The sequence below is a fragment of the Craterilacuibacter sinensis genome (assembly GCF_009831765.1).
Lineage (GTDB): Bacteria > Pseudomonadota > Gammaproteobacteria > Burkholderiales > Chromobacteriaceae > Craterilacuibacter > Craterilacuibacter sinensis.
Genome location: NZ_WSSB01000004.1, coordinates 104,804 through 131,263 on the forward strand (window position 1 = coordinate 104,804; position 26,460 = coordinate 131,263).

Sequence of the window (26,460 nt, forward strand, 5' to 3'; positions counted from 1 at the left end):
TCAGCGAGTGCGCCCTGTTCCGGCTTCGCTCAGGGTACGCTGGTGAAAATAGTGCCGTGCTTGTCCATCTTGTCCAGCGCCTTGCCCGAACCGCGCACTACGCAGGTCAGCGGTTCTTCGGCGACGAACACAGGCAGACCGGTTTCTTCGGCCAGCAGGCGGTCGATGTCTTTCAAGAGCGCGCCGCCACCGGTCAGGACCATGCCCTTGTCGGCGATATCGGCACCCAGTTCCGGCGGGGTCTGTTCCAGCGCAATCTTGACTGCCGATACGATCTGGTTCAAAGGCTCGGTCAAGGCTTCGAGAATCTCGTTGCTGGACACGGTGAATGCGCGCGGGATGCCTTCGGCCAGATTGCGGCCCTTGACTTCCATTTCGCGCACTTCGGCGCCTGGGAAGGCCGAACCAATGGTTTTCTTGATTTCTTCGGCCGTGGTTTCACCGATCAGCATGCCGTAGTTGCGGCGGATGTAATTGATGATGGCTTCGTCGAACTTGTCGCCACCGACACGTACCGAGTTGGAGTACACCACGCCACCTAGCGAGATCACGCCGACTTCGGTGGTGCCGCCACCGATATCCACGACCATGGAGCCGGTTGGCTCTTCCACCGGCAGGCCTGCACCAATGGCGGCGGCCATCGGCTCTTCGATCAGCTCGACGCGGCGTGCGCCGGCAGCCAGTGCCGAATCCTTGATCGCGCGGCGCTCAACCTGGGTCGAACCGCAAGGTACGCAGATCACGATGCGCGGACTGGCCGAGAAGAAGCGGCTGGGTGCCACTTTCTTGATGAACTGCTTGAGCATCTGCTCGGTGACCGTGAAGTCGGCGATCACGCCGTCCTTCATCGGACGGATGGCCTGAATGGAGCCGGGGGTACGGCCCAGCATGCGCTTGGCCTCGATGCCGACGGCGAGGATAGATTTTTTATTGGTCGGCGCATCGCTGTGGATGGCCACAACGGAAGGTTCGTCCAGTACGATGCCTTTGCCGCGCATGTAGATCAGCGTGTTGGCGGTGCCAAGGTCAATGGCGAGATCGTTGGAGAAATAGCCGGTCAGGGAGCGAAACATGGGTCATCCTGCAATCTGTGTGGGCACGCTTGTGTAAGCGCACCCATGAATTCTGTATATGCCGAAGGCGGAGGGGCGGGCTGCTATTCCGGCGTATTTTCCACTGCCCCGTACCGCCGTCGATCTTGGGTGAAACTAACCGCCTATGATACCCTATTACGCTTGAAAAATTAAAGACTTTGACCGAGGTTGCCATGTCGCTGACGCATCAGGACGTCGCGCGTATCGCCCAGCTTTCCCGCATCGCAGTGACCGAAGCGGAAATCGAGGCGGTTGGCGCGCAGCTTAATAATATTTTTGGCCTGATCGAGAAGATGCAGGCCGTGAACACCGACGGCATCGAGCCTATGGCCCACCCGCAGGATGTCAGTCTGCGCCTGCGCGAGGATGTCGTAACCGAGACCAACCACCGTGATGCCTATCAGGCGGTCGCGCCGCTGGTGGAAAAGGGTCTGTTCCTTGTGCCCAAGGTGATCGAGTAAACGCCGGCAACAAGCCGTCTGACTCCGCATGGCCTGTGCGCCATGCGTGCTAACCGGATTTAGAAAACGACATGATTCAAGCCACGCTCAAGCAATTGTCGCAGCAGCTGGCAGACAAGAAAGTGTCTGCCGTCGAGCTTGCTGCCGCCTATCTCGACCGTATCGAGGCATTGAACCCTGCGCTCAATGCCTTTATTACCGTTGACCGTGAAAAAACCCTGGCCGCCGCGCAGGCGGCCGACGCGCGCCGCGCCGGCGGCGACACCGGTGCCTTGGTCGGTGTGCCGGTCGCGCATAAGGATATCTTCTGCCAGCAGGGCTGGAAGACCAGTTGCGGCTCCAGAATGCTCGACAACTTTATCGCGCCTTATAGCGCGAACGTGATCGAGCAGTGTGATGCCGCCGGCCTGGTGTCGCTGGGGCGCACCAATATGGACGAGTTCGCCATGGGTTCGTCCAATGAAAACAGCTACTACGGCGCGGTCAAAAATCCGTGGGATCTGGCGGCGATTCCGGGCGGCAGCTCGGGTGGTTCGGCCGCGGCCGTTGCCGCGCGCATGACGCCAGTGGCCACCGGCACCGATACCGGCGGCTCCATCCGTCAGCCGGCCAGCCATTGCGGCATTACCGGCATCAAGCCGACTTATGGCGTGGTCAGCCGTTACGGCATGGTGGCTTACGCCAGCTCGCTGGATCAGGGCGGCCCGCTGGCGCAAACCGCTGAAGACTGCGCACTGATGCTTAATGTGATGGCAGGCTTCGATGCGCGCGATTCGACCAGCCTCGAGCGCGCCAAGGAAGACTACAGCCGCGAACTGAACCAGCCGCTGGCCGGGCTAAAAGTCGGTCTGCCACGCGAGTATTTCGCCGAAGGCTTGTCGGCCGATGTGGCACGGGTGATTACGGCCGCGGTTGCCGAGCTGAAAAAGCTGGGTGCCAGCGTGGTGGATGTGTCCCTGCCCAATACCGAGCTGTCGATTCCGGCTTATTACGTGATCGCGCCGGCCGAAGCATCGGCCAACCTGTCGCGCTATGACGGCGTGCGTTACGGACACCGTGCGACCGAGTACAAGGATCTGGTCGAGATGTACGAGAAGACCCGTGCCGAAGGCTTCGGTAGCGAGGTCAAGCGCCGCATCATGGTTGGCAGCTATGTGCTGAGCCACGGCTATTACGATGCCTACTACCTCAAGGCGCAGAAGATTCGCCGCCTGATTGCCAACGATTTCACCGCTGCCTTTGGCGATTGCGATGTGATTCTGGGGCCGGTGGCACCGACCGCCGCCTTCAATATCGGTGAAAAGTCCGGCGATCCGGTGCAGATGTATCTGTCCGATATCTATACCCTGTCGGTCAACCTGGCCGGCCTGCCGGCGATGAGCGTGCCGGCCGGTTTTGCCGACAACGGCCGCCCGGTCGGTCTGCAGATCATCGGCAACTACTTCGCCGAAGCCAAGATGCTGAATGTGGCGCACCAGTTCCAGCAGGCGACCGACTGGCACCAGCGCGTGCCGGGCCTGTGAAATGACAGCCGTGTCGCGGCGGGTGCCCGATTGGGATGCGAGCCGCGACCGCATAAAGGGATAAAGACAAGATGAAATGGGAAGTCGTTATCGGTCTTGAGGTGCATGTGCAGCTCAATACCGTCTCCAAGATTTTCTCCGGCTCCAGCACCGCTTTCGGTGCCGAGCCGAATACCCAGGCCTCGGTGGTCGAGCTGGCCTTTCCCGGCGTATTGCCGGTGATGAACAAGGCGGCGGTGGAAAAGGCGATCCGTCTGGGTCTGGCGCTAAACGCCGAGATCAACCGCAAGAATGTGTTTGCCCGCAAAAATTACTTCTACCCCGATCTGCCCAAGGGCTACCAGATCAGCCAGATGGATCATCCCATCGTCGGGCCGGGCACACTGGCGATTCAGGTCGGCGACAGCGAAAAGCTGGTGCGGGTGACGCGCGCGCATCTGGAAGAAGATGCCGGCAAGAGCCTGCATGAAGAATTTGTCGGCATGAGCGGCATCGACCTTAACCGCGCCGGTACACCTTTGCTGGAAGTGGTGTCCGAGCCGGACATGTGCTCGGCCGACGAGGCGGTTGCCTATGCCCGCGCCCTGCACACGCTGGTGACCTGGCTGGGAATTTGCGACGGTAATATGCAGGAAGGCAGCTTCCGCGTGGATGCCAACGTCTCGGTGCGCCCCGCAGGTCAGGCCGAGCTGGGTACGCGGCGCGAAATCAAGAACCTCAACTCTTTCCGCTTCTTGCAGCAGGCGATCGAATACGAGATTCAGTGGCAGATCGATACGCTGGAAGATGGCGGGCGCATCGTGCAGGGCACGGTGCTGTTTGACCCGGACTCGGGCGAGACACGCATGATGCGCAGCAAGGAAGACGCGCATGATTACCGCTACTTCCCCGATCCGGACCTGTTGCCTATCTGCCTGAGCGAAGAGCAGATCGAACGCGTGCGCGGCGAGATGCCTGAGTTGCCGGGTGCGATGAAAGCGCGTTTTGTCGAGGCTTTCGGCGTATCGGCCTATGACGCGGCCTTGCTGACCTCCAGCCGTGAACTGGCTGCTTACTTTGAAGCGGTCGCCCAGGCGACCGGCGAAGGCAAGCTGGCGGCCAACTGGGTCAATGGTGAAATTGCGGCGCGCCTGAACAAGGAAGGCCTGGCGATTGGCGATTGCCCGATTGCGGCTGCGCGCCTGTCCGAGCTGGTGCGGCGTATTGCCGACAACACCCTGTCCAGCAAGCTGGCCAAGCAGGTGTTTGAGGCCTTGTGGACGAGCGAGCTGTCGGTCGATGCCATTATCGAGCGTGACGGCCTGAAGCAGGTGTCCGATGTCGGTGCCATCGAGAAAATGGTGGATGAAGCATTGGCGGCCAACCCCAAGGCGGTGGAAGAATTCCGCGCCGGCAAGGAAAAAGCGCTGAATGCGCTGGCAGGCCAGGTGATGAAAGCCTCCAAAGGCAAGGCTAACCCAGCCCAGGTACAGGAAATCCTGCGCCAGAAGCTGGGCTGATCGGTTCTGCCTTTTGAGCGGCCAGATGGTGAGTGATCACTATCTGGCCGCTATTGTTTTGTGTGCCTCTCCCTTGTAATTAAGACTTTATTGAATATCCCCGTTTTAACTCCCTGATTCGATAAGAAAATAATAGGACGAACATTGCCTAAGTCATTGTCGCAAAAGGTGAATTACTTGACGGTGATATTGACCGTTTCAGTCTGTAGTCTTTATAGTGGCGGAAGGTGGGATAAAGTGGGTAAAAGTGGGGCAAAACCGGCATCTGATGCCAAGGAGCAAGCGCAAGCATGATCAACGGTGTCAGCCGCCTGTCGCTGGACAATAAGGGACGCTTGGCTATTCCTGCCCGGCACCGCGAGGCCTTGTTGTCTGCTTTTGGCAAGCGCCTGATGCTGACACTGGATTCTGCGCGTTTTTTATTGCTTTACCCGGAACAGAACTGGCGCACAGTTGAAGCCCGCCTGCTTGCCATGCCGGCAGGCAACCCCGTATTGCAGCGCTATCAGCGTCTGGTACTCGGCCATGCCGAGCCGGTCGAAATGGATAGCGCAGGCCGCATTTTGCTGCCCGCCCACCTGCGTGCCCTGGTCCAGCTGGATAAAGGCGTGACGCTGGTCGGCATGGGCAACCGTTTCGAGTTATGGGATGCGGCCAAGTGGGAAGAACAGACCCGCGAGGCGCTGGATATGAATCCGGCGGACCTTGCCCAGCATCTTGGAGATTTTACGTTGTGACCCAAACCGTATTTACGCACCGCACGGTGCTGCTTGCCGAAGCTGTCGACGCGCTTGCCGTCCGCCCGGATGGCGTTTATGTCGACTGTACCTTCGGGCGCGGTGGGCACAGCCGGCTGATTCTGTCCAGGCTCGGCCCTGAAGGCCGCCTGATTGCTTTTGACAAGGATCCGGAAGCGATCCGCGAAGCAGAGCAACTGGCACAGCAGGACACCCGTTTTACCATTGTGCATGAAGGGTTCGAGACGCTGGAGCGCGAGCTTGCACGGCTGAATATTGCTGCCGTTGATGGTGTACTGATGGATCTGGGCGTTTCGTCGCCGCAGATCGACGATGGCCGGCGCGGCTTCAGTTTCCGCTTTGATGCGCCGCTGGACATGCGCATGGATACCAGCCGCGGCCTGACCGCCGCCCAGTGGCTGGCCAGTGCCGATGAAACCGAAATCAGGGAGGTCATCAAAACTTATGGTGAAGAGCGGTTTGCTCGCAAGATCGCAGCAGCCATTGTTGCGCAAAGGGATGAGTCCCCCCTCACGACGACGCGTGAGCTCGCCTTGCTCGTCGCGAAAAACGTCCATTCTCGCGAACCGGGTCAGGACCCCGCGACGCGAACCTTCCAGGCCATCCGCATCCATATCAATGGCGAACTGGAAGAACTGAACCGCGTGTTGCCACAGGCCGGCCGGGTGCTGGCCGAGGGCGGGCGTCTGGCGGTGATCAGCTTCCATTCGCTGGAAGACCGTATCGTCAAACTGTTTATGCGCGATGCGGCGACGGCCGACAAACTGCCAGCCTGGGTCGCGGTGCGGGCGGTCGATATCGGCGAGGCGCCATTGAAGATTATCGGCAAGCCGGTGCGCGCTAGCAGCGACGAGATTGCCGAAAATCCGCGCTCGCGTAGTGCCATCATGCGCACCGCTTTGCGTACGGCAACGCCCTGGCCGGAGCGCGATGCGTGAATCGCTTGAACGCCATTTTACTGATGGTGCTGGTGGCTTGTGCCATGTCGGTGGTGAGCTCGCAGCATATGGCACGCAAGCTGTATAGCGAGCTGGAAAAAGAACAGAAGCAGACCAAGATGTATGGCGTCGAGTATGGCCAGCTGCTGCTGGAGCAAAGTACCTGGGGGGCGCAGGCGCTGATCGAGAAAGTCTCGTCCGAGCGTCTGGGCATGCATGCGCCCGAGCCGCGTGAAATACAGGTCGTATTTGGCAAGGGGGGGCAGTAATGCCGCCCCGCGCCTATTCGCTGCATGACCGTTCAGTGTCCAAGCCCGCCATGCGCATCGCGCCGGGCCGGGTGTCGGTGGTGCTGGGCGGCCTGGGCTTTCTATTCTTGCTGCTGCTTTTGCGGGCGCTGTATCTGCAGGTTGCCCAGCAGGATTTCCTGCAGAACCAGGGTGATGCGCGTTTTCGCCGCAGCATGACGCTGGAGGCGACCCGCGGCGTGATTGCCGATCGTAATGGCGAGCCGCTAGCCATCAGTACGCCGGTTCAGACCATCTGGGCCAGCCCTGCCGGCATGCCGGAGGTGAGTGAAACCCAGTTAGCCCAGCTTGCGCGCTTGCTGGAAGTGCCTGCCGCTGAAATCCGCAGCCGTCTGGCCGACAAGAAACGCGAATTCGTCTACCTCAAGCGCCAGATCAGCCCGGAGCAGGCCAATGCCGTGATGGAGCTGGGTATTCCCGGTGTGGCCAAACAGCAGGAGTTCCGCCGTTATTACCCGGCAGGGGAGATGCTGTCGCATATCGTCGGTTTTACCGGTGTAGATGGCAAGGGGCAGGAAGGGCTGGAGTTGGCGCGCGATGCCATGTTGTCGGGCAAGCATGGCAAGCGGGTTGTGCTGCGCGACCGGCGCGGCTACATCATCGACGATCTGGCCGCGATCGAGCCGCCCAAGGACGGCCAGACCATGACCTTGTCGATAGACCGCCGCATCCAGTACCTGGCCTACCGCGAACTGAAAAACGCCGTCGAGGTGAATAAGGCCAAGGCCGGCGGCATCGTGGTACTGGACGGCAAGACCGGCGAGATTCTGGCGCTGGCCAATTATCCGTCGTTCAATCCCAATAACCGCATGCGTCTGGACCCGGAGATGCGGCGTAACCGTGCGGTGATCGACATGTTCGAGCCGGGCTCGACCATGAAACCGTTCCCGGTCGCGATGGCGATTGAAAGCGGCAAGGTCAAACCGGGTACGGTGATGGACACCAATACCTATAAGGTCGGCTCGGGCACGGTGCGCGACACGCATCCCAAGCCGGTGATGACGGTAACCGAAGTGATCCAGAAGTCGAGCAACGTCGGCACCTCCAAGATGGCGCTGATGTTTCCGCCCGAACAGATGTGGACCATGTATGACGCAGTCGGTTTCGGCCGTAATCCGCGTGCCGGCTTCCCCGGCGAGGTCGGCGGGCGTTTGCGGGCATGGAAAAACTGGCGTCCGTTCGAACAGGCCACCATGTCTTTCGGCTACGGCGTGTCGGTCAGCCTGCTGCAGCTGGCGCGGGCCTATACGGTGTTTACTGCCGATGGCCATTTGTTGCCGGTGTCGTTTAGCCGCGTGCCGGCACCACCGGCAGGCCAGCAGGTGATCACGCCGGACACGGCGCAAAAAATGCGCGACATGATGACCAAAGTGACCGAGATCGGCGGTACCGGCGTACGCGCCCAGGTGCTGGGCTTCAATGTAGGCGGCAAGTCGGGTACTGCGCGCAAGCTGGTGGATGGGCGTTACGCGGCCGACAAGCATATCGGCCTGTTTGTCGGTTTTGCGCCGGCAACCCGGCCGCGTCTGATTGTGGCGGTCATGGTGGATGAGCCCAAGGGGGGCAGTTATTACGGCGGCACCGTCGCCGGCCCGGCTTTTTCCGCCGTGATGGGTGGTGGCTTGCGGGTGCTGGGCATCGAGCCCGACGCGCCGGCCAATAACACGCTGATTCCGGTCAACCAGATTCCGGAAATACGAGAAGAAACATGAATAGCTTGCTGACACCGCTGCCGGACTGGGATCCGGCGGCACTGGCCGGGTCCGGCATCCAGCTGACCCGGGTTGAGACCGATAGCCGCCGTGTAGGCGCGGGTGATGTGTTCCTTGCCTGTCGTGGCGAGTACGCCGACGGGCGCAACTACATTGCCGAGGCTTTGGCGCGCGGTGCATCGGCCGTATTGTGGGATCCGGCCGACGGTTTTGAGTGGAAAGACGAATGGGCTGTGCCCAATCTGGCTGTGCCTGCGCTGCGCGAACGCGCCGGCATGGTGGCGGCTTACGCCTATGGCTTGCCTAGCCGCGCGCTGAGCGTTGTCGGTATAACCGGCACCAATGGCAAAACCTCGATCTCGCACTGGCTGGCCCAGGCTTACAGCCTGCTGGGACAGAAGGCCGCACTGATCGGCACCGTCGGCAACGGCTTTTATGGCGAACTGACCGAAACCACCCATACCACGCCTGACCCGGTGACGGTGCAGCAGCGTCTGGCCGAGTATCAGCGCCAGGGCGCGAATGTGGTGACCATGGAAGTCTCCAGTCATGGCCTCGACCAGTTCCGCGTCAATGGTGTCGAATTCGACACCGCCGTGTTTACCAATCTCACACGCGACCATCTCGACTATCACGGCTCGATGGCGGCTTATGGCGCATCCAAGGCGCGCCTGTTCCACTGGGAAGGCCTGAAGCATGCGGTGATCAATGCCGACGACGAATTCGGCCGCGAACTGGCTGCCGGCATCGATGCGGCACGTACCCGCGTGATCCGCTTCGGACTGGAGCAGGGCGATGTGCGCCCGCTGTCGCTGGCTGCCAATCTCGATGGTCTGCAGATGCGTGTGACGACGCCATGGGGCGAGGGCGAAATACGTTCGCCGCTATTGGGGCGCTTTAATGCGTCGAATATGCTGGCCTGCCTCGCCACCCTGTGTGCCGGTGGCGTCGCCCTGGCCGATGCCTGCGATGTGCTGGGCCGGATCAAGCCGGCACGCGGGCGCATGCAGCGCGTGGGCGGCGAGCATGAGCCGCTGATTGTGGTCGATTACGCCCATACGCCGGATGCCCTGGACAAGGCGGCCACTACCCTGGCCGAAATCCGCCCGCAAGGCTCGCGCCTGTTTGTGGTATTCGGCTGTGGCGGCGATCGCGACAGCGGCAAGCGCCCGATGATGGGTGCCATCGCCGAGCGCGTGGCCGATGTGGCGGTGGTCACCAGTGACAACCCGCGCACCGAAGACCCGCAAGTGATTCTGAATGATATCGTGGCCGGCATGCAGGCTCCCGGCCATATCGAAATCGACCGTGCCCAGGCGATTGCCTGGGCGGTGGCGCAGGCACGCGCCGGCGACATCGTGCTGATCGCCGGCAAGGGGCATGAGGAATATCAGGACGTAATGGGCATCAAGCATGCCTTTTCCGACTTCCGCGTAGCGGAAGACGCTCTGACGGTGTGGGGGCAAGCGCATGCTGATGCTGTCTGAAGCGGCCCGTCTTGCCGGTGGTGTGCTGAGCGGTGCCGACCAGCGCATCTTGCGCGTGGTGACCGATAGCCGCGAAGCCGGGCCGGGCGATCTGTTTGTCGCGCTCGAAGGCGAGCGTTTCGATGCCCACGATTTCGTCGCCCAGGTCGTGGCCAAGGGGGCTTGCGCCATGGTGCGCGAGGATTTTGTACTGCCTGGTGCCGCGCTTATTCAAGTGGCCGACACCCGTCTGGCGCTGGGGCAACTCTCTGCTGCCTGGGCGGCGCAACTGCCGGCGCGGCGCATTGCCATTACCGGCTCCAACGGCAAGACCACGGTCAAGGAAATGGTGGCTGCCATCTTGCGTAGCTACGCAGGCGAAGCCGCCGTGCATGCGACCGCCGGCAATTTCAATAACGATATCGGCCTGCCGCTGACGCTTTTGGGGCTCACGCCGGCCCACCGCTATGCGGTGCTCGAACTGGGGATGAATCACGCCGGCGAGTTGTCTTATCTGACGCGTCTGGCGCAGCCTGAGGTGGCGCTGGTCAATAATGCCATGCGCGCCCATATCGGCCATTTCGGCTCGACGCTGGAAGTGGCCCGCGCCAAGGCCGAGATTTTCCAGGGGCTGGGCAAGGATGGCACGGCCATCGTCAATGCCGACGACGCAAACTGCAGTCTGTTTCGCGCTGCGGCCGCTGGCCGCCATACCTTGTCGTTCGGCCTCACTGATGCCGATATCCGTGCGCGCGACGTGGTGCTGGGGGTGGAGTCCAGCCGCTTTACCCTGCTGACGCCGCAAGGTGAGGCGGTGATCGAACTGCCGGCTGCCGGTGAACACAATGTGCGCAACGCCTTGGCGGCAGCGGCGCTGGCTTTGATGCTGGACGTTCCTTTGCCCGCCATTGCCGCCGGCCTTGCCGCCTTTGGCGGGGTCAAGGGGCGCTTGCAGCTGGGGCGTGCCGCTTGCGGCGCACGCCTGATCGACGACAGCTATAACGCCAACCCCGACTCGATGAAGGCCGGCATTCGCGTGCTGGCCGGCTATCCCGCGCCGCGCATCTTTGTCATGGGCGATATCGGCGAGCTGGGCGGTGATGCGCCGGCGCTACATGCCGAAGTGGGCGCTGCTGCGCGTGCGGCAGGTATCGAGCAGCTGCTGACGCTGGGCGAATTGTCGCGCCATGCAGCGGCCGCCTTTGGCGAGACGGCACAGGCGTTTGACGATATCGATGCGCTGCTGGCGCATCTGGACAAGACGCTGGGCCAGGATGGCACCGTGCTGGTCAAGGGCTCGCGTTTTATGCGCATGGAGCGAGTGGTCGCGGCGCTGGCGGCAAACAATAACAATAATGTGAAGGGGCTTTAAGTGCTGTTATGGCTGGCAGAGTGGTTTGGCGAGTACGTTCGTGCCTTTAATGTTTTCAACTATGTCACGCTGCGGGCGGTGATGGCGGCGCTGACGTCGCTCGGCATTTCCCTGTTGCTTGGGCCATGGGTTATCCGCAAGCTGACCGCGCTGAAGGTCGGCCAGGCGGTGCGCTCCGATGGCCCGCAGACCCACCTGATCAAGACCGGCACCCCGACCATGGGCGGTACGCTGATCCTGCTGTCCATCGGTGTGACCACATTATTGTGGGCCGATCTGTCGAATAAATATGTGTGGCTGCTGCTGGGAGTGACCTTTGGTACCGGCGCGCTGGGCTTTTACGACGACTGGCGCAAGGTGGTGTACAAGGATCCGAAAGGCGTGTCGGCCCGCTTCAAGATGGTGTGGCAGTCCAGCATCGCCATCGCTGCCGGTATTTTCCTGCTGACCACCGCGCAACTGCCGGCGACCGTGACTTTCATCATGCCGTTTTTCAAGCATGTGGCTTATCCCCTGGGCGCCATCGGCTTTTGCGTGCTGACCTATCTGGTGATTGTCGGTACCAGCAATGCGGTCAATCTGACCGACGGCCTCGATGGTCTGGCTGCCATGCCTATCGTGCTGGTGGCAGGCGGTCTGGCGGTATTCGGCTATGTGGCCGGCCACGCGGTATTCGCCAAGTATCTGGGCATGCCTTTCGTACCGGGCGCGCATGAGGTGGTGGTGTTCTGCGCGGCGATTTGCGGCGCCTGTCTGGGGTTTTTGTGGTTCAACGCCTATCCGGCCCAAGTGTTTATGGGCGACGTCGGTGCCCTGGCACTGGGCGCGGCGCTGGGCACGGTCGCCGTGATTGTGCGTCAGGAAGTGGTGCTGTTTATTATGGGCGGCCTGTTCGTGGTGGAGGCGCTGTCGGTGATGATACAGGTCGGCAGTTTCAAGCTGACCGGCAAACGCGTGTTCCGCATGGCGCCCTTGCATCACCACTATGAACTCAAGGGCTGGAAAGAAACGCAGGTAGTCGTGCGCTTCTGGATCGTGACCATGATGCTGGTGCTGGCCGGCCTTTCCACGCTGAAACTGAGATAAACCATGTTGCGCGACCGTCATATCATTGTTGTCGGCCTGGGAGATTCGGGCCTGTCTGCCGCGCGTTACTGTGCCGCACAGGGTGCGCGGGTTACGGTTGCCGACAGCCGCGAGGCGCCGCCGCAGCGCGCGGCGCTCGAGGCTGCGCTGCCGGACGCCGGCTTGCGCCTGGGTGCGTTCACGGCGGCGACCTTTGCCGATGCCGACATGGTGGTGATGAGCCCCGGTGTCTCCAGTCGCCACCCTGCCATTGCCGCCTACGCCGCTGCCGGCGGCGAGGTCGTGGGCGACGTCGAACTGTGGGCGCGTGCCATTGCCGGCAGCGGTGCGAAAGTGATCGCCATTACCGGCTCCAATGGCAAGACCACGGTCACCAGCCTGGTCGGCCATCTGTGTGCGAGTGCCGGGCTGGACACCGTGGTGGCCGGTAATATCGGCCTGCCGGTGCTGGACGCTTTGGCCGAGCGCGCCGGGCGTGCTCCCGACATCTGGGTGGTCGAGTTGTCCAGCTTCCAGCTGGAGACCACCCGCAGCCTCGCCGCCGATGCGGCGACGGTGCTGAATATTTCCGAAGACCATCTCGACCGCTACAACGACCTGCTCGATTACGCGCATAGCAAAAGCGCGATCTTTAGCGGCGCAGGCGTGCAGGTGCTGAACCGCGACGATGTGTTCTGCCGTGCCATGCGGCGCGAGGGCAGGGCGGTGCGCTGGTTCTCGCTGCAGGATGGTCGCGCCGACTATGGCCTGCAGCAGGATGGCACGCACTACCGCCTGTGTGCCGCGGGCGAGCCGCTGCTGGACTTTGCCGAGATGCAGCTCACCGGCCTGCACAATGCGGCCAATGCGCTCTCGGCACTGGCGCTGTGCGAAGCCGCCGGTTTGGCGCGCAGCGCGCTGCTAGCCGGCCTGAAAAGCTTTCATGGGCTTGCGCACCGGGTAGAAAAAATCAATGAATTTTCCGGCGTGGTGTTTATCGATGACTCCAAGGGTACCAATGTCGGCGCGACCGAAGCGGCGCTGAACGGGATGACGCAGCCGGTGGTATTGATCGCCGGCGGCGATGGCAAGGGGCAGGATTTTTCACCTCTGGCGCCTGCCGTTGCGCGTATTTGCCGCGCGGTATTGCTGATCGGGCGCGATGCGCCGGCGCTGCGTGCGGCGCTGGCCGGCTGTGGCGTGGCACTCTATGACTGCGTCACGCTGGAAGAGGCCACGCGCCAGGCGACGGCGCTGGCTTACCCGGGCGATGCCGTGTTGCTGTCGCCGGCCTGTGCCAGCCTCGATATGTTCAAGAATTACGCGCACCGCGCCCAGGTGTTTATCGACACTGTCGCCTGCATCAAGGCGGAGCGCGGCGCATGATCGCCAGCTCGCGTGAGCGCTATCAGACGGTCACGGTGCTGGACGAGGCCTTGATGTGGGCGGTGGCGTTACTTCTGTCCATCAGTCTGGTGATGGTGTACTCGGCCTCCATTGCCTATGCCGAAGCCGATGCAGCGACGCAGAGCCAGAGCTTCTATCTGGTGCGCCATTCCATCTTTATGGTGGTGGCGCTGGCGGCCGGTTTTGTTGCTTTCCAGATTCCGAGCAGCTTCTGGCAGAAATACGCGGGCAAATTTTTCCTGCTGGCACTGGTGTTGCTGGTACTGGTACTGATTCCCGGTATCGGCCGGGTGGTCAACGGTTCGCGGCGCTGGATCAATCTGTTTGTGGTGAACTTGCAGCCATCGGAAGTGATGAAGCTGGCGGCCATCATCTATGTGTCCGACTACACCGTGCGCAAGGCGCACAAGCTGCACAGCTTCTGGCAGGGCTTTGTGCCCATGTTCGGCGTGATGGTGGTCGTGGCCGGCCTGCTGCTGCTGGAGCCGGACTTTGGCGCACTGATGGTGGTGATGGTGATTTCCATGGCCATTTTGTTTCTGGCCGGCATCAATATCCGCATTTTTGCCGGCATGGCCGTGGCGGCGGTGCTGGCGGTGGCATCGATGATTGTGCTGTCGCCTTATCGCTTAAAGCGGGTGACCGGTTTTATGGACCCGTGGGATGACCCTTATGGCAAGGGCTACCAGCTCAGCCACAGCCTGATCGCTTTCGGCCGCGGTGAGTGGTTTGGCGTCGGCCTGGGTGCCAGTGTAGAGAAGCTGTTTTATCTGCCCGAGGCGCATACCGACTTCATCATGGCGGTCATCGCCGAAGAGTTCGGCTTTGTCGGTATCTGCGTGGTGATTGGCCTGTATGCCTGGATTGTGGTGCGTGCTTTCCAGATCGGCATGACGGCCAAGAAGCAGGAGCGTTATTACCCGTCGCTGGTGGCTCAGGGCGTCGGTATCTGGCTTGGTATCCAGACGTTTTTCAATATCGGCGTGAATATGGGCATGCTGCCGACCAAGGGCCTGACCCTGCCGCTGATGTCCTTCGGCGGCTCGGCCATGCTGATGAATACGATCGCGCTGGCGGTGCTGCTCAGGGTCGATTACGAAAACAGACGGGTCATCCGCGGCTACAAGGCGTGATTGGGGCCGGGAGTAGGGCGTACTCCCCATTAAAAACGAAATGGACAGCATGAAAAACAGAACCATCATGGTCATGGCCGGCGGAACCGGGGGACATATCTTCCCAGGGCTGGCGGTGGCGTGTGAATTGCAGGCGCGTGGCTGGAAAGTCATCTGGCTGGGGGCTGAGGGTGGTATGGAAACGCGGCTGGTGCCGCAACACGGTTTTGCCATCGAAACCATTACCATGCGCGGCATGCGCGGCAACGGCCTCAAGCGCTGGTTGTCCTTGCCCTTGATGCTGGCCTCGGCGTTTGCCGGTGCGGCCGGGGTGATTTTCCGTCATCGTCCGGACATGGCCATCGGTTTTGGCGGTTATACCGGTTTTCCCGGCGGGGTGATGGCGCGGCTATGCCTGAAGCCGCTGGTGATACATGAACAGAATTCGGTGGCCGGGCTGACCAACCGTCTGCTCTCGCATATTGCCAGCCGTACGCTGTATGCCTTTCCCGGGGCATTTGCTGCCAGGAATGGCTTGGTCGGCAATCCGGTGCGTAGTGAAATAGTGGCGCAGGATGCGCCGGCTGCACGTTTTGCCGGGCGCAGCGGGCCTTTGCGCGTGCTGGTGGTGGGCGGCTCGCTGGGTGCCAAGGTATTCAATGATACCGTGCCGGCGGCACTGGCTTTGCTGCCGGAAGACAAGCGCCCGCAGGTGGTGCATCAGGCCGGCGCCAAGCAGATAGACGCCTTGCGCGACAATTACGCCAAGGCCGGGGTCAAGGCCGATTGCCGCGCCTTTATCGATGACATGGCTGGCGAATATGCCGCCGCCGATCTGGTGCTGTGCCGTGCCGGCGCCCTGACCGTGGCCGAGCTGGCTGCCGTCGGCGTGGCGAGCGTGCTGGTCCCTTACCCGCATGCGGTGGATGATCATCAGACGGGAAATGCCCGGTTTTTGAGCGATGCCGCTGCGGCGCGCTTGCTGCCGCAAGACACGCTGGATGCCGACATGCTGGCAAGCTTGTTACAATCGCTGACGCGGGCCGATTGCCTGCAGATGGCCGAAGCCGCACGCGCGCTGGCCTTGCCTGATGCCGCGCGTCAGGTTGCCGATGTGTGCGAGCAGCTGGTGCGCGAGGATTAATGGTGGACTTTTGCCGCTCACGGCTGGCCGTAGCGGCGGATTCAATGCAATAGACTGAGAAATAGAAGATGAAACACAGGGTCAAACACATTCATTTTGTGGGTATCGGTGGCGTCGGGATGTGCGGTATTGCCGAGGTTTTGCTTAACCTCGGGTATACCGTTACCGGTTCGGATATGGCCGAGAATAGTGCGACCCAGCGCCTGAGCCTGCAGGGGGCGCGTATTTTCTTCGGTCATGACGAGCAGCATATGCTCGATGCGGATGTGGTGGTGACCTCGACTGCGGTCAAGGCCGACAATCCCGAAGTGCTGGCGGCCAAGGCGCGCCATATTCCGGTCATTCCGCGCGCACTGATGCTGGCCGAGCTGATGCGTTTCAAACAGGGCATCGCCATTGCCGGTACCCACGGCAAGACCACGACCACCAGTCTGACCGCCTCCATTCTGGGTGCGGCCGGCCTTGACCCGACTTTCGTTATCGGCGGCAAGCTGACCGCCGCCGGCACCAATGCGCGTCTGGGTTCGGGCGACTATCTGGTGGCCGAAGCCGACGAGTCCGATGCTTCTTTCCTCTATCTGTCGCCGGAAATGGCGGTCGTCACCAATATCGACGCCGACCATATGGACACTTACGACCATAGTTTCGACAAGCTCAAGCAGGCATTTGTCGACTTTTTGTCGCGCCTGCCCTTCTATGGCCGCGCCGTCCTGTGCATAGACGATGCCAATGTGCGCGAGATCCTGCCGCGGGTGACGCGTCCGGTCACGACCTATGGCATTGATAGCAGTGATGCCGATATCCGCGCTGAAAATGTGCGTGCGGCCGGTCCGTGCATGCACTTTGATGTGGTGGTGAAAGGTGAGAGCGGGCAACGCTTTGCCGTCGAGCTCAATACCCCGGGCCACCATAATGTGCTGAATGCTTTAGCTGCGATCGCGATCGCGCTAGAATGCGGCGCCAGCGTCGAGTCCATCCAGCAGGGTCTGGCCGGTTTTGCCGGTGTCGGCCGTCGCTTCCAGCGCTACGGTGAAATACCGGCGCAAGGCGGCGGCAGCTACACCCTGGTTGATGATTACGGCCACCACCCGGTGGAGATGGCCGCTACCCTCGCTGCCGTACGCGGCGCCTTCCCGACACAGCGTCTGGTGCTGGCTTTCCAGCCGCACCGCTATACCCGTACCCGCGATCTGTTCGAAGATTTTGCCTCCGTCCTGTCCGGTGTGGATGCGCTCTTGCTGGCGGAGGTCTACGCCGCCGGTGAAACGCCGATTGTGGCGGCCGATGGCCGTGCACTGGCACGCGCCGTGCGGGTGGCCGGCAAGGTCGAGCCCTTGTTTGTCGCCGATATTGCCGATATGCCGGAAACCATCACCGGTTTTGCCCGTGATGGCGATGTGGTCATCACCATGGGTGCGGGCTCCATCGGTGCGGTACCGGGCAAGCTGGTCGCCGCTTGCAAGTAAACGTGCCTGTTTTAAAGACGGGCTAAAAGTCAGTATTCAGGATTCAAAGACATGCAGCAGTTTGGCAAAGTAGCAGTGATGATGGGGGGCAAGTCCTCCGAGCGGGAAGTGTCCCTGATGAGCGGCAACGGCGTGCTGGCCGCACTCAAGTCGCGTGGCGTGGATGCGCATGCTTTCGATCCGGCCGACAAACCCTTGTCGGCACTCAAGGATGAGGGCTTTGCCCGGGTATTCATCGCCCTGCATGGCCCATTTGGCGAAGACGGCACGCTGCAAGGCGCGCTGGAAACGCTGCATATTCCGTATACCGGTTGCGGCGTGATGGCCTCGGCCATCGGCATGGACAAGTGGCGCACCAAGCTGTTGTGGCAGGGTGCAGGCCTGCCCATTCCCGCGTTCGAGATGCTGGACGAGAACAGCGACTTTGCCGCGGTCGAAGCGCGTCTGGGATTGCCGCTCTTCGTCAAGCCGGCGACCGAAGGCTCCAGCATCGGGGTGATCAAGGTCAAACAGGCAGGCGACTTGGAGGCGGCTTACCGCGAAGCGCAGAAATTCGATCCGCTGGTACTGGCCGAGCAGTTTATCGGTGGCGGCGAGTACACCTGCGCCATTATCGATGGCGAAGCCTATCCGACCATCAAGATCGAGCCGGCAACTGAGTTTTACGATTACCAGGCCAAGTATTTCCGTGACGACACCGTCTACCGCTGCCCGTCGGGTCTGGATGAGGTCACCGAGGCGCAAGCCCGTGCGCTTTGCCAGAAGGCTTTTCGCGTACTGGGTGGGCGCGGCTGGGGTCGGGTCGATTTCCTGATGGATGAGGCCGGCGGCATCTATTTGCTGGAAGTGAATACCGCTCCGGGCATGACCAGCCACAGTCTGGTGCCGATGGCGGCACGGGTGCAGGGCTTGTCGTACGAGGATTTGTGCGTACAAATCCTAGCGGCGGCCCATGTGGGATAACCACAGGGCTCTGGGGGCCGTCGCAACCTGCCTGAACTGGCTTGCCGTATTGGCGCTGCTGTTTGCCGGGGGTTTTTATCTGGTGCATTCGCCGCTGTTTCCGGTGCGCAAGATCAATATTCAGGGGCAGATGGCGCGTGTGACGCCGGTGCAGTTGCGTTATATCGCCGAAAACGAGCTAAGCGGCACGTTTTTTACCGTGGATATTGACCAGACGCGCGCGGCTTTCGGCAAGCTGCCCTGGGTGCGCGAGGCTCAGGTGCGGCGGCGCTGGCCGGATCAGCTCGATATTATGGTGCTGGAGCACAAGGCGCTGGCGCGCTGGGGTGAAAATGGCCTGATCGGTACCGATGGCCAGTGGTTTGATGCCGCCAGCGACCAGAGCCTGCCGGTGCTGTTCGGGCCGCAAGGCAGCGAAGGCGAAATGGCTCAGGCGCTGGCGCGTTTCAGCAAGGCACTGGAGCCCAGCGGCTTGAAGCCGCTGCGTTTGTGGATGAATGAGCGTCGCGCCTGGCGCGTCGAGCTGGATAACGGCGTTGTGCTGGAGTTGGGGCGCGGCGCTGTGGACGAACGGATACACCGTTTCGCCCAAAACTGGAAGACTACGCTGTCTGACTTGCCTTATCAGGTAGACACCGTAGATTTGCGTTACCCTAACGGATATGCCGTAAAGATGCCTGATTACAAGGCACCTGCGGCAAAGTAAAACAGCCATAGCAGTCCCGCGGAGCTTACAGGTGAGTAAACCCAAAGAGAGCAAGAACATGCTGGTCGGCCTTGATATCGGGACATCGAAGATCGTCGCGATCGTGGCCGAGGTACTGGATGATGGCCAGCTGAATATTATCGGGATGGGGCAGACGCCGTCCAAAGGCCTCAAGCGCGGCATGGTGGTGAATATCGAGCACACCGTGCAGGCGATTCAGCGCGCGCTGGAAGAGGCTGAGCTGATGGCCGACTGCAAGATAAATGAAGTCTTTACCGGCATCGCTGGCAGCCATATCAAGAGTGTCAATTCGCACGGCATGGTGGCGATCAAGGACCGCGAAGTTACCAAGATGGATATCGATCGCGTGATCGAGACTGCGCGTGCGGTGACGATCCCGCCCGACCATCAGGTGCTGCACATCCTGACCCAGGAATACAGTATCGACGGCCAGGAAGGCGTGCGCGAACCTTTGGGCATGAGCGGCGTGCGTCTGGAGACGCGTGTGCATATTGTTACCGGCGCGGTGTCTGCCGCCCAGAACGTGGCCAAATGCGTGCGCCGCTGCAGTCTGGAAGTGTCGGATCTAGTCTTGCAGCCTATGGCGTCGGCGATTGCCGTTTTGTCGGAAGACGAAAAAGACCTGGGTGTGTGCCTGATCGATATTGGCGGCGGCACCACCGATATTGCCGTTTATACCAATGGCGCGATCCGCCATACGGCGGTGATTCCGATTGCCGGCGATCAGGTGACAAACGATATCGCCATGGCGCTGCGCACACCGACCAAGGAAGCGGAAGAAATCAAGATTCAGCATGGCGTGTGTCTGGTTTCCATGGCCGACCCTGCGCAGATGATAGAAGTGCCCGGCGTGGGTGAGCGCGGACCGCGCCAGATGTCGCGTGCGACGCTGGCCGAGGTGGTCGAGCCTCGGGTTGAGGAGCTGTTCCAGCTGGTACAGCAGGAATTGCGCCGCTCCGGCTTCGAAGATATTTTGTCTTCCGGCATCGTTCTGACCGGCGGCGCCAGCCTGATGCCGGGCATGGTCGAACTGGCAGAAGAAATTTTCCACATGCCGGTGCGTGTCGGTGTGCCAAAATATGTAGGTGGATTAGCTGAAGTGGTTAAAACACCACGATTCTCTACCGGTGTCGGTTTGCTGTTGTACGGCAAGGAGCAGCTATCGCTGACGCGCTCCCCGCTTAAGCTGGAGAGCGCCGGCGTAGGACAGTTTTTTGGAAAAATGAAGGCTTGGTTCGCGAATAGCTTCTGAACCGGGTCCACGGGTTTAATACGCTCATCTTTGAGTTCGAGGAGAGAGAAATGAGCAATATGGTTTTTGAGGTGATCCAGGATTCCGCATCCGACGCCGTGATCAAGGTGATCGGTGTGGGTGGGGGTGGTTGTAACGCCATCGACAATATGATCAGCAATAAAGTGGTCGGCGTCGAATTCATCTGTGCCAATACCGATGCACAAACCCTCAAGCGCAATCAGGCACCACAGAAACTGCAGCTGGGTCTGAGCCTGACCAAGGGTCTGGGGGCCGGTGCCAATCCGGAAGTCGGCCGCAATGCCGCGCTGGAAGACCGCGACCGCATTACCGAAATGCTCAAGGGCGCACATATGGTGTTTATCACCGCCGGCATGGGTGGCGGTACCGGCACCGGTGCCGCGCCTGTTGTCGCCGAAGTGGCCAAGGATCTGGGCATTCTGACCGTCGGTGTGGTGACCCGCCCGTTCGAGCATGAAGGCAAGCGTACCAAGGTCGCGCAGCAGGGTATCGAAGAGCTGAAAAAGCATGTCGATTCGCTGATCGTGATTCCGAACGAAAAGCTGATGGAAGTGCTGGGTGAGGACATCACCATGCGTGAAGCCTTCCGCGCCGCCGATGATGTGCTTAAAGGTGCGGTGGCCGGTATCGCCGAAGTGATTACCTGCCCGGGCGTGATCAACGTCGACTTTGCCGACGTGCGTACGGTGATGGGCGAGATGGGTCTGGCCATGATGGGCTCGTCCAGCGCCTCCGGCCTGGATCGCGCGCGCATCGCGGCCGAGCAGGCGGTAGCCAGCCCGCTGCTGGACAATATCACGCTGGATGGCGCGCGCGGCGTGCTGGTCAATATCTCGACCGCACCGGGCTGCCTGAAAATGAGCGAGTACCGCGAAATCATGGCCATCGTGCGCCAGTATGCGGATGAAGACGCGCAGGTTAAATTCGGCACCGCCGAAGTCGACGACATGCCGGAAGACGCGATCCGCGTCACGCTGATCGCCACCGGCCTTGGCCAGAAGAAGGTGCAGCGCGAAGAGCGTCCGGAGTACATCAAGATCGTCAAGACCGGTACCGATGATTTTGCCCCCTATGCCGATAGCGATCCGCTGGGTGGCGTGACCCGCCGTACCCGCCGCGCACCGGCCTCGACCGACTTCTCCAATCCCGAAGTGGGCGACAGCTACGATATCCCGACCTTTTTGCGCAAACAGGCAGACTGATAGCGGTAGCCTATTGGACGGTGTGGAGGAATCAACTGGCCTGCGCGAGTCGCTGTGCTAGACTTTCGCCCGTCCAAACTGCAATAAAAGGCGAAACATGATCTTGCAAAGAACGCTGGCGCAAGCGGTCACGGCGACCGGCGTCGGTCTGCATTCCGGTGAACGGGTGAAACTGACCCTGCGCCCGGCCGCGCCGGATAGCGGCATCGTGTTTCGCCGTACCGACCTTGATCCTGTTGTCGATGTCCGTGCCGAGCCTGCGCTGGTCAACGATACGCGCCTCTCCTCGACGCTGGTGACCGATACCGGCGTGCGTATCGGCACGATCGAGCATCTGATGTCGGCTTTTGCCGGCCTGGGCATAGATAATCTGGTGATTGAAGTGACCGCAGCGGAAATGCCCATCATGGATGGCTCTGCTGCGCCCTTTATCTATCTCTTGCAAAGTGCCGGCATTGTCGATCAGGCCAAGCCCAAGCGCTTTATCCGCGTCAAGCAGCCGATAGAGGTGGTCGAGGGCGATAAGTGGGTCAAGCTTGAGCCGTATGCGGGTTTTTCCGTCGAGTTGTCGATAGAGTTCAATCATCCGGCTTTCAACCGTGCGCCGCAGCAGGTCAGGATAGATTTTTCCGGCCATTCCTATATCGATGAAATCTCGCGTGCGCGTACCTTCGGTTTCATGCACGAAGTCGAGTATATGAAGAGCCAGGGTCTGGGACTGGGTGGCAATCTCAATAACGCCATCGTGATCGATGACGAGTATGTGCTTAACCCGGAGGGGCTGCGTTTCCCCGACGAGTTTGTGCGCCACAAGATTCTGGATGCCATTGGCGATTTGTATATCGTCGGTCACCCGCTGATCGCGGCCTTCTCCGGCCACAAGTCCGGCCATGCGATGAATAATGCCTTGCTGCGCAAGCTGCTGGCCACGCCAAGTGCGTGGGAGTTTGTCAGCTTTGCCGACGCCATCGATGTGCCTTCCAGCTTCCACCGCCTGCCTCTGGCCGAGTAAACCGTGTTCGGCTTGCTGCGCCTGTGGCTGATCGGCCTGGTTCTGTTTCTGGGCTGGGCCATCCTGAGCTACAAGCTGACGGGCAACCGCGCCTATCTGATGAAAGCTCGCGCCGCCTGGCGCGGCTCGCTCTACTTTGCCTGCGCCATTTTTGCCATCTGGCTGCTGCTCAGGCTATTGAGATAAGCCGCCGGCTTATCCGGTTGCCGCTTGCAGTTTTTTGGCCTTCTCCGCTGCTGCCAGCAGTACGCCACTGATAATCAGCGCGCCGCCCAGCACTTGGGTCGCACTGAGCATCTCTCCCAGAAAGGCAGCGGCCAGCAGCAGGGTAAACAGCGGCTCGCTGGTGGACAGCAAGGAGGCGCGGCTGGCGCCGACCCGCGCCATGCCGGCAAGAAAGAGCGCGGTGGCGGCGACGGTCGATACGCCAGCCAGTAGCACCACGCCCAGCCAGCCGCTGGCGGATGCCGGCAACTGCAAATCCTGCCCCAGAAGCTGCAGCAGTGCATTGCTGGCCGCACCCGAGGCCATGACCACGGTGGTGGCGGCAAGCGGATGGACACGCCAGGCGTAACGCCCGCCGGTGATGACATAGGCTGCATAAAACAGTGCCGACCCCACGCCCAGCAGCACACCGGACAAAGCCCCCGATAATGCACCGCCCACGGTAATGGCCATACCCAGCGAAGACAGCAGCAGCGCTGCCATGCGCGTGCGGCTTAAGTGCTCGCCAAACAGCAAGGCGGACAGCAGCAGCACCAGCGCAGGGTAGAGATAGAGCAGCAGCGACACCGTACCGGCCGGTACGGTCTTGAGTGCGGCAAAGAAGCATAGCGACATGCCGCTATAGCCGATGGCGCCCATCGCGATCAGTGCCAGCAAGGTGCGGCCGCGCGGCAGTGCCAGCTTTTGCCAGTGCATCCAGAGCATCAGCGCGACGGCTGACAGGGCAAAGCGCAGGAACACCATGCTGGCGCTGTCGACGCCATCTGCGCGCGCCATCCGGGCAAAAACCGGGATGGCACCATAGCAGGCACCCGCCAGTACCACCAGCAAAGCGCCTTTTTGGGAGGGAGGCATAGCAATCCGTTCAGCGAAGCGTGAGGCGGATTCTAAACCCGTTCTATCCTATGTGCATTTTTATTGCGGCTTTACGGATGCTTGCGGATGTAGTCGAGCGTGGCTTCTACCGAGCGGCGCGGCGTGCCGCCATCACACAACAGGTCTTTCAGGGCGCGCCTGACATTGTCTTCGCGCCGTATCGGCCGCCAGACAGGCTTCATCGATACGATCCAGCTTTGGCCCACGGTGTCGGCAAAGGCGTAGCTGCGTACGTCCTGCGTCTGGCAGCGCATGCCTTCGCGGCTGATATTGCTGACGCCGCCGGGCGTCAGTACGCGCAAGCTGTAGCGCACCACGCCGTCGTTGCCCAGGGAGAGTGATTTGGCATCCAGCGCCAGCTGGTTGCGTTCCAGATTGCCGCCGCTGAAGTCCAGCCACTCGGGTGCTTTCGGATAGGCGGGCAGGGCTTCTTCCTGTTCGGCCCACGGCGTTTCATCGTCGAAGGCATTGGCGGTCGTGCGCTTGAAGTGGGCATTGTTATCGCTACCGGCAACAACAGTACCGGTCAGGGTCAGCAGCATCAGGCTAAGCAGGGTTTTCTTCACAAACGGGTTTCCTGTAGTTCGGGTCGGGGCGCAGCGTGAAATGGCGGGTCTGGCCGCCGCTGCCGCCGGGGAGGCGTGTTAATTCACTCAGGCTGATATCACCACGCGCTTGGGCAACGAGCAGGGTCGAGCTGCGCGTGCCGTAGTCGCGACCGCTAATCAGTACCGGTGCCAGCATTTTTTCCAGCGCAAGACCGACGCCGGTATTGGGCAGCTCGGCATTGGCCGGTAGGTGGCGGTCTCCCAGCCAGCCAAATGCAGTCGCCGCATCCGGTGCTCGCTGGCAGGCCTGCAACTCTTCCGCCAGGCGCCGGCATTTGGGCCATGGCGTATCCAGCGTGGCATTGGACAGGGTGTGGATGCCCGGCGTGAGCCGGCTCAAGCGATCGTGCTGGCTGTTGTAGTGGTAGAGGTCGCGCAGCTCGCCAAACAAGAGATTGAAAGGCGCATAGTCGCCACGCTCTTGCGACAGCAGCCGGGCAAAAGCCGGTGCGCTGTGCGCGCCGGCAATAAAGCGCGTGACCAGTTCACCGCGCGAGCGTATGCCCGAATGCGGCCGGCCGGTGCGTACATTGGTAATGGCGGCAAAGCGGCCGCGTTTGTCCAGCGCCAGCCAGCTGCCGCCGGCCACCAGATCGCGCCCGCCTAAAATATCGGGCGCATCATCCCACCACGCCAGCGGCGCCGAGGCGCGCGCATAGGCTTCATCGCGGTTGGCGATCAGCACCAGAGGGCCTAGCAAGCGGGTCTGGTAGGCAAGAGCAATGACACACATGGCAGGGGTCGCGTTAAAATGGCGTTCTCATTGTACCGTGAATGACCCAGGGACCGCCTTATGCCGATAGCCAAATCGCTCGACCTCTCCGGCCTCAATTGCCCCTTGCCCATTTTGCGCGCCAAAAAAGGGCTGGCCGATATGGAGTCCGGCACCCTGCTGGAAGTGATCGCCACCGACCCCGGCGCCCCGCGCGACTTCGAAGCCTTTTGCCGCCAGACCGGCAATGCGCTGGAAAGCTCGGAAACCACGCCCGAGGGCAAGTTCCGCATGGTATTGCGCCGCAAATAGGGGATCGGGGAGCCGGGAGCGGTGAGCCGAGCCCAATCCCCTATCCCTAATCCCTAATCCCTAATCCCGAGAGCCCCCATGCACACTCTGACCCTGATCCGCCCCGATGACTGGCATCTGCATGTACGCGATGGCGAAGGCCTGGCTGCCGTTCTGCCTGATACCTGCCGCCAGATGGGCCGCGCCATCATCATGCCCAACCTCAAGCCGCCGGTGACCACGGTCGAACTGGCTGCCGCCTATCGTGCGCGCATTCTGGCTGCGCGTCCGGCTGGCTCGAACTTCGAGCCTTTGATGACGCTGTATCTGACCGACAATACTTCGCCCGATGAAATCCGTCGTGCCAAGGCTTGCGGTTTCGTACTCGGGGTCAAGTTGTATCCGGCTGGTGCCACCACCAATTCCGATGCCGGCGTGTCGTCGATAGACAAGGCCATGCCGGCGCTGGAAGCGATGGCCGAAGTGGGGCTGCCGCTGTTGGTGCATGGTGAAGTGACCGATGGCACCATCGATATTTTCGACCGCGAGGCGGTGTTTATCGAGCAGGTATTTGCGCCGCTGATCGCGCGCCTGCCGACGCTGAAAGTCGTGTTCGAGCACATTACCACCCAGCAGGCGGCCGAATATGTTGCCGCCGCACCGGCCAATATCGCCGCCACCATTACCGCGCACCACCTGCTGATGAACCGCAATGCGCTGTTTATCGGCGGTATCCGTCCGCATCACTACTGCCTGCCGGTACTGAAGCGCGAGATCCACCGTCAGGCGCTGGTCAAGGCGGCGACTTCGGGCAGCAGCAAATTCTTCCTCGGCACCGACAGCGCACCGCACGCGCGCCACGCCAAGGAAGCGGCTTGCGGTTGTGCCGGCATGTATACGGCGCATGCGGCGATCGAACTGTACGCCGAAGCCTTCGAGGCGGCCGGTGCGCTGGACAAGCTGGAAGCCTTTGCTTCGCTTAACGGCCCTGGCTTTTATGGCTTGCCGGCCAATAGCGACACCATTACCCTGGTGAAGGAAGACTGGACCGTACCGGCGACCCTGGCCTATGGCGACGACACCCTGGTGCCGCTGCGTGCCGGTGAGGTGATTGGGTGGAAGATGGCGTAATACCCGGGATCGGGGACTCGGGATTCGGGATTCGGGATCAGGGGGCACTTGACGTGGCTACGGTTTTTTCACCACGCTGAAATCGGCTCCCGGCTCCCGGCTCCCGGCTCCCGGC

The 26,460-nt window shown here is 61.3% G+C and carries 26 protein-coding genes; 22 read left to right on the plus strand and 4 right to left on the minus strand.

Annotation, left to right across the window (positions count from 1 at the left end; all coding sequences use genetic code 11):
* Nucleotides 1-29 precede the first annotated feature (29 nt).
* Nucleotides 30-1,073, minus strand: coding sequence for a rod shape-determining protein (locus tag GQF02_RS05630; protein WP_124734905.1), 1,044 nt, complete (start codon nt 1,071-1,073; stop codon nt 30-32).
* Between the two features lie 194 nt (nt 1,074-1,267).
* Here GQF02_RS05630 and gatC point away from each other — a divergent pair, with 194 nt between their 5' ends.
* The 20 genes from gatC to GQF02_RS05730 all read left to right on the plus strand — a co-directional run bounded on the left by gatC (nt 1,268) and on the right by GQF02_RS05730 (nt 22,688).
* Complete coding sequence (gene gatC / locus GQF02_RS05635) at nt 1,268-1,555, plus strand: Asp-tRNA(Asn)/Glu-tRNA(Gln) amidotransferase subunit GatC (RefSeq protein WP_124734906.1); 288 nt, start codon at nt 1,268-1,270, stop codon at nt 1,553-1,555.
* A gap of 71 nt (nt 1,556-1,626) precedes the next feature.
* The gene (gene gatA, locus GQF02_RS05640; RefSeq protein WP_160795532.1) at nt 1,627-3,078 is read left to right on the plus strand and encodes an Asp-tRNA(Asn)/Glu-tRNA(Gln) amidotransferase subunit GatA; all 1,452 of its coding nucleotides are present in this window, start codon (nt 1,627-1,629) and stop codon (nt 3,076-3,078) included.
* A gap of 71 nt (nt 3,079-3,149) precedes the next feature.
* Nucleotides 3,150-4,577: an Asp-tRNA(Asn)/Glu-tRNA(Gln) amidotransferase subunit GatB gene (gene gatB, locus GQF02_RS05645; protein ID WP_160795534.1), complete on the plus strand. Its 1,428-nt coding sequence runs from the start codon at nt 3,150-3,152 to the stop codon at nt 4,575-4,577.
* 290 nt (nt 4,578-4,867) lie between these two features.
* Complete coding sequence (gene mraZ, locus GQF02_RS05650) at nt 4,868-5,314, plus strand: division/cell wall cluster transcriptional repressor MraZ (protein WP_124734909.1); 447 nt, start codon at nt 4,868-4,870, stop codon at nt 5,312-5,314.
* Nucleotides 5,311-6,273 carry a 16S rRNA (cytosine(1402)-N(4))-methyltransferase RsmH gene (rsmH, locus tag GQF02_RS05655; protein WP_124734910.1) on the plus strand — a complete coding sequence of 321 codons (963 nt, stop codon included), beginning with the start codon at nt 5,311-5,313 and terminating at the stop codon, nt 6,271-6,273. The genes mraZ and rsmH overlap by 4 nt, the downstream gene beginning before the upstream one ends.
* Entirely contained in the window at nt 6,270-6,542 is a 273-nt protein-coding gene (gene ftsL / locus GQF02_RS05660) for a cell division protein FtsL (RefSeq protein WP_124734911.1), read from the plus strand. The genes rsmH and ftsL overlap by 4 nt, the downstream gene beginning before the upstream one ends.
* The gene (locus tag GQF02_RS05665) at nt 6,542-8,293 is read left to right on the plus strand and encodes a peptidoglycan D,D-transpeptidase FtsI family protein (RefSeq protein WP_124734912.1); all 1,752 of its coding nucleotides are present in this window, start codon (nt 6,542-6,544) and stop codon (nt 8,291-8,293) included. The genes ftsL and GQF02_RS05665 overlap by 1 nt, the downstream gene beginning before the upstream one ends.
* Complete coding sequence (locus tag GQF02_RS05670) at nt 8,290-9,780, plus strand: UDP-N-acetylmuramoyl-L-alanyl-D-glutamate--2,6-diaminopimelate ligase (protein ID WP_124734913.1); 1,491 nt, start codon at nt 8,290-8,292, stop codon at nt 9,778-9,780. Before GQF02_RS05665 ends, GQF02_RS05670 begins: the two co-directional genes overlap by 4 nt.
* Entirely contained in the window at nt 9,764-11,131 is a 1,368-nt protein-coding gene (locus GQF02_RS05675; RefSeq protein ID WP_160795536.1) for a UDP-N-acetylmuramoyl-tripeptide--D-alanyl-D-alanine ligase, read from the plus strand. The genes GQF02_RS05670 and GQF02_RS05675 overlap by 17 nt, the downstream gene beginning before the upstream one ends.
* Entirely contained in the window at nt 11,132-12,217 is a 1,086-nt protein-coding gene (mraY, locus tag GQF02_RS05680; RefSeq protein ID WP_124734915.1) for a phospho-N-acetylmuramoyl-pentapeptide-transferase, read from the plus strand. It begins immediately after the preceding gene.
* 3 nt (nt 12,218-12,220) lie between these two features.
* Nucleotides 12,221-13,582, plus strand: a complete 1,362-nt coding sequence (gene murD, locus GQF02_RS05685; protein WP_160795538.1) for a UDP-N-acetylmuramoyl-L-alanine--D-glutamate ligase — start codon at nt 12,221-12,223, stop codon at nt 13,580-13,582.
* Complete coding sequence (ftsW, locus tag GQF02_RS05690) at nt 13,579-14,736, plus strand: putative lipid II flippase FtsW (RefSeq protein ID WP_124734917.1); 1,158 nt, start codon at nt 13,579-13,581, stop codon at nt 14,734-14,736. Before murD ends, ftsW begins: the two co-directional genes overlap by 4 nt.
* Nucleotides 14,737-14,785: 49 nt before the next feature.
* Entirely contained in the window at nt 14,786-15,859 is a 1,074-nt protein-coding gene (murG, locus tag GQF02_RS05695; protein ID WP_220789355.1) for an undecaprenyldiphospho-muramoylpentapeptide beta-N-acetylglucosaminyltransferase, read from the plus strand.
* 68 nt (nt 15,860-15,927) lie between these two features.
* Nucleotides 15,928-17,325, plus strand: a complete 1,398-nt coding sequence (gene murC, locus GQF02_RS05700; RefSeq protein WP_124734918.1) for a UDP-N-acetylmuramate--L-alanine ligase — start codon at nt 15,928-15,930, stop codon at nt 17,323-17,325.
* 51 nt (nt 17,326-17,376) lie between these two features.
* Nucleotides 17,377-18,288, plus strand: a complete 912-nt coding sequence (locus tag GQF02_RS05705) for a D-alanine--D-alanine ligase (RefSeq protein ID WP_160795540.1) — start codon at nt 17,377-17,379, stop codon at nt 18,286-18,288.
* Nucleotides 18,278-18,994: a cell division protein FtsQ/DivIB gene (locus tag GQF02_RS05710; protein ID WP_124734920.1), complete on the plus strand. Its 717-nt coding sequence runs from the start codon at nt 18,278-18,280 to the stop codon at nt 18,992-18,994. The genes GQF02_RS05705 and GQF02_RS05710 overlap by 11 nt, the downstream gene beginning before the upstream one ends.
* A gap of 58 nt (nt 18,995-19,052) precedes the next feature.
* A complete protein-coding gene (ftsA, locus tag GQF02_RS05715; RefSeq protein WP_220789368.1) occupies nt 19,053-20,267 on the plus strand; it encodes a cell division protein FtsA in 1,215 nt (404 codons plus the stop codon).
* Nucleotides 20,268-20,317: 50 nt separating this feature from the next.
* The gene (ftsZ, locus tag GQF02_RS05720; protein WP_124734922.1) at nt 20,318-21,490 is read left to right on the plus strand and encodes a cell division protein FtsZ; all 1,173 of its coding nucleotides are present in this window, start codon (nt 20,318-20,320) and stop codon (nt 21,488-21,490) included.
* 100 nt (nt 21,491-21,590) lie between these two features.
* Entirely contained in the window at nt 21,591-22,502 is a 912-nt protein-coding gene (gene lpxC / locus GQF02_RS05725; RefSeq protein ID WP_328698595.1) for a UDP-3-O-acyl-N-acetylglucosamine deacetylase, read from the plus strand.
* Nucleotides 22,503-22,505: 3 nt separating this feature from the next.
* The gene (locus GQF02_RS05730; protein WP_124734924.1) at nt 22,506-22,688 is read left to right on the plus strand and encodes a hypothetical protein; all 183 of its coding nucleotides are present in this window, start codon (nt 22,506-22,508) and stop codon (nt 22,686-22,688) included.
* Nucleotides 22,689-22,697: 9 nt separating this feature from the next.
* Here GQF02_RS05730 and GQF02_RS05735 read toward each other — a convergent pair whose 3' ends face one another.
* The 3 genes from GQF02_RS05735 to GQF02_RS05745 all read right to left on the minus strand — a co-directional run bounded on the left by GQF02_RS05735 (nt 22,698) and on the right by GQF02_RS05745 (nt 24,944).
* Nucleotides 22,698-23,582: a DMT family transporter gene (locus GQF02_RS05735; RefSeq protein ID WP_160795542.1), complete on the minus strand. Its 885-nt coding sequence runs from the start codon at nt 23,580-23,582 to the stop codon at nt 22,698-22,700.
* 71 nt (nt 23,583-23,653) lie between these two features.
* Nucleotides 23,654-24,169, minus strand: a complete 516-nt coding sequence (locus GQF02_RS05740; protein WP_160795544.1) for a CNP1-like family protein — start codon at nt 24,167-24,169, stop codon at nt 23,654-23,656.
* Complete coding sequence (locus GQF02_RS05745) at nt 24,150-24,944, minus strand: NRDE family protein (RefSeq protein ID WP_160795546.1); 795 nt, start codon at nt 24,942-24,944, stop codon at nt 24,150-24,152. Before GQF02_RS05745 ends, GQF02_RS05740 begins: the two co-directional genes overlap by 20 nt.
* A gap of 60 nt (nt 24,945-25,004) precedes the next feature.
* On the opposite strand from GQF02_RS05745, the gene GQF02_RS05750 reads away from it, so the two are divergent.
* Both GQF02_RS05750 and pyrC read left to right on the plus strand, forming a co-directional pair.
* Nucleotides 25,005-25,235: a sulfurtransferase TusA family protein gene (locus GQF02_RS05750; RefSeq protein WP_124734928.1), complete on the plus strand. Its 231-nt coding sequence runs from the start codon at nt 25,005-25,007 to the stop codon at nt 25,233-25,235.
* A gap of 78 nt (nt 25,236-25,313) precedes the next feature.
* Nucleotides 25,314-26,345, plus strand: a complete 1,032-nt coding sequence (gene pyrC, locus GQF02_RS05755; protein ID WP_160795548.1) for a dihydroorotase — start codon at nt 25,314-25,316, stop codon at nt 26,343-26,345.
* Nucleotides 26,346-26,460 lie beyond the last annotated feature (115 nt).